Source organism: Pseudomonas sp. HY7a-MNA-CIBAN-0227, from assembly GCF_040310325.1.
Classification (GTDB): Bacteria; Pseudomonadota; Gammaproteobacteria; order Pseudomonadales; family Pseudomonadaceae; genus Aquipseudomonas.
Genome location: NZ_JBEOPT010000253.1, coordinates 1 through 255, shown reverse-complemented (window position 1 = coordinate 255; position 255 = coordinate 1). Strand labels below are relative to the sequence as shown.

The window sequence follows — 255 nt, the reverse complement described above, 5'->3', positions numbered from 1 at the left end:
GTTGAGTAAAGATAGGCCCTGAGCGAAACTCAAATTGCTGTTTACTTTGGTCATAAATGCTCATCCCTAGGATATCTGCTGGCAGCATATCATTGGTAAATTGCACACGGCTAAAGCTCAGACCAAGCAACTGCGCCAAGCCTTGTGCCAAAGTGGTCTTGCCCATACCCGGTATATCTTGCAACAATAGATGACCACCTGCCAATATACCGCTGAGCGCAAGCTTAACGGCTTGCGGCTTATCTAACACAATTT

1 protein-coding gene is annotated in these 255 nt (G+C 46.3%); it reads right to left on the bottom strand.

Annotated features, from left to right (window positions below; translation table 11 throughout):
• Positions 1–255 (bottom strand): AAA family ATPase (locus AAEZ06_RS27805; RefSeq protein ID WP_502948069.1); only part of this gene is annotated, 255 nt, incomplete at both ends.